This window comes from Microcoleus sp. LAD1_D5, assembly GCF_036702115.1.
Taxonomy (GTDB): Bacteria; Cyanobacteriota; Cyanobacteriia; order Cyanobacteriales; family Microcoleaceae; genus Microcoleus.
This window is the reverse complement of record NZ_JAUBSA010000164.1, coordinates 1-2,638: the sequence shown is the minus strand read 5'-3', so window position 1 is coordinate 2,638 and position 2,638 is coordinate 1. Positions and strand designations below refer to the sequence as shown.

Sequence of the window (2,638 nt, the reverse complement as noted above, 5' to 3'; positions counted from 1 at the left end):
TTTGGTTTGTAAGGCAATTATCTATGTATATCTTGCCTTACAGATTTTTTTTTGCTCACTTTTTCAGTGCCATTGCATCTAGACCCTCAGAGCAAGACTGATGCAGAATTATCTGTTGATTACACAAATATGCTAGCTTCTTGTGGCCGAGATACAAATAAGCCAGGGTATCGTTGGCCAGAGTATTGTGGTAATAAGAAGGGGGATCGTGCGATCGGGGTTTCGCCACTACAAGCCAACTGTGAAGAATTTTTTGATTACTCTAGCACTGGTGAGATACTGCCAACTGCAAATAATTTAGCTCAGCAAAAAGATGCTCAAACAACCATTGAAGTTTTGGGACTCAATCATTATGACTTAATGCAGGGACGAATTCAAGCACTTGAAGCATTGCAAGGAATCATGACACAGGAAGAGGCTGAATTATTAGCTCAAGATTGTCAACAAATGAATGCACAAGGGCGATACCAGCCTTTTTGTAATGCAGTTTTGTATTTTCTCAAAGATTTATTTGGTGTTTCTTAAGTTTAATGTTACCCAAAGATTGCGCGATCGACGATCGGACTTAATATAAACTTTACCCCACCGCATCACCCGATCGCACAAAATTAAATCGCCCGAGCGCAGATTGCAGAAACTCGATGCACCAAGGCACACTTTACATATCGGTCATCGGTCGGTTATATTTACTAGAAACCGCGCGCCTGGTGTGGGAGACTCCTCCGTCACGCCTGCCAGGTTTTTTATTGGTGACAGTTTATTTAACTAATATATCTTAAGGAAAGAGACAGCGAGCCCCTTCCTTTGCTAAAATTTATCTTGAAAATGTCAAGATTATCTTGTCAAAATATCAGGAAATACCGTGAACAATAGACCAAAAATACTTGCATTTGCCGGGAGTACCCGCGAAGCATCCTACAACAAACTGCTGGTAAAAGTTGCGGCTGCTGGGGCTAGGGCGGCGGGTGCAGAAGTTACTTATGTAGATTTGCGCGATTTGCCGATGCCGCTATTTGACGAAGATTTAGAAGCAAAAGAGGGAATGCCAGAAAATGCTCGGCACTTGAAGGAATTGATGGTAGCGCATGACGGGTTTTTAATAGCTTCTCCTGAGTATAACAGTTCAATTACGCCTGTGCTGAAAAATGCGATCGATTGGGTATCGCGCCCAGCACCGGGTGAACCGGGATTGGTGGCATTTACTGGCAAAGTAGCGGTAATTATGAGTGCTTCCCCAGGCGGAATAGGGGGTTTGCGGGGATTGGTTCATTTGCGATCGATCCTGGGGAATATTAACGTATTGGTACTCCCGGATCAGAAAGCAATTCCCCAAGCTTTTGAAGCATTTAATGCTGACGGTACGATGAAAGATCCCAAACAGCAGGACGCTGTTGAAAATCTCGGTGCTAAGTTGTCTAATGTGCTGTCGAAATTAATCGCATGAGGCAATAAATTCATTTGGCAGTAGGGACACAGCAATTTTGTGTCCCAATCCCAGCATCTGTTATTTTGCTGGCTGCATCAAGTGCGATCGCCTCGCAAAATTGCTACGATAATAGTTGATTGGCTGTTATTCTCACCCCCAAATTAACATGACATTCACCGGAGATCCCGACTCAGCACCTGCTTTGCCGACAGCAGCAGAAGCAGCGGTTGCCAAAACCAGTAGTCGCGCTTTAGAATCGCACTTGCAAAATCATCCGTCTGGCGAATCCCTCAAATTGATATTAAACGAAAAAGAGGGAAAGACAATTGACATACCGGCCGCAGCGTTACCCCTGCTGTTAGCAATTTTGCAGCAAACAAGCAGCGGCAATACTGTCAAGCTAACTCCCATTACTAAAGAACTTCATATTTATCAAGCAGCAGACATCCTGGGAGTTTCAGATAAATATATGCGGGAGTTGCTGGAGGCGGGCAAAATCCCTTACAAGACAGTCAGGAACAGTCGCCGGATACGTTACGAAGATTTAATGGCCTATAAGAAACAAAGTTACGAAGAAAGCAGTAAAATTATGGATATGCTTGTATGTGAATCAGAAGCACTCGGTTTGTACCATTAAAGCATGGCAATTTTAACTGTTGTTTACGATGCTAATGTTTTGTATTCGGCATCTCTTCGTGACTTATTTGTAGAGTTGGCAACTACCGACATAGTTGAGGCACGTTGGACTGAAGAAATTCACGACGAGTGGATGAGAAATGTACTTATAAACCGTCCCGATATAAGATTTGAACAGCTTGCCCGAACCAAAAGATTAATGAATGCAAGTGTTGAAAATTGCTTGGTGCAACGCTATGAGACAATTATACAAGAGTTAGAACTTCCCGATCCGGGCGATCGCCATGTCCTCGCTGCTGCAATTCACTCTCGTTCTAAGTTTATTATTACTTTCAATCTCAGAGATTTTCCTGAAGAAGCTCTTGCACCTTACGACATTTTAGCGCAGCATCCAGATGATTTTATTTTAGACTTGCTTGACCTCAACGGGCAAACAGTATGCAAAGCAGCCGAGAAACAAAGAATCAGGCTCAAGAATCCGCCAAAAACGCCTGACGAGTATTTAGGGCTTGCTGAATAAGCCTAAAACCCTTACCTCAAAAGACTTTGACTCGCGTTCGGCGTTGACAACGTGTA

The 2,638-nt window shown here is 43.4% G+C and carries 4 protein-coding genes; all 4 read left to right on the top strand.

Going from position 1 to position 2,638, the window contains the following annotated elements:
• The first annotated feature begins 51 nt into the window (after window positions 1-51).
• The 4 genes from QUA70_RS28290 to QUA70_RS28275 all read left to right on the top strand — a co-directional run bounded on the left by QUA70_RS28290 (window position 52) and on the right by QUA70_RS28275 (window position 2,582).
• Window positions 52-525, top strand: coding sequence for a hypothetical protein (locus QUA70_RS28290; protein ID WP_333351060.1), 474 nt, complete (start codon window positions 52-54; stop codon window positions 523-525).
• 337 nt (window positions 526-862) lie between these two features.
• Window positions 863-1,444: an NAD(P)H-dependent oxidoreductase gene (locus QUA70_RS28285; RefSeq protein WP_333351062.1), complete on the top strand. Its 582-nt coding sequence runs from the start codon at window positions 863-865 to the stop codon at window positions 1,442-1,444.
• A 148-nt stretch (window positions 1,445-1,592) separates the two neighbouring features.
• On the top strand, window positions 1,593-2,063 hold the full coding sequence (locus QUA70_RS28280) for a helix-turn-helix domain-containing protein (protein WP_333334506.1): 471 nt from the start codon (window positions 1,593-1,595) through the stop codon (window positions 2,061-2,063).
• A 3-nt stretch (window positions 2,064-2,066) separates the two neighbouring features.
• A complete protein-coding gene (locus QUA70_RS28275) occupies window positions 2,067-2,582 on the top strand; it encodes a PIN domain-containing protein (protein ID WP_333351064.1) in 516 nt (171 codons plus the stop codon).
• Window positions 2,583-2,638 lie beyond the last annotated feature (56 nt).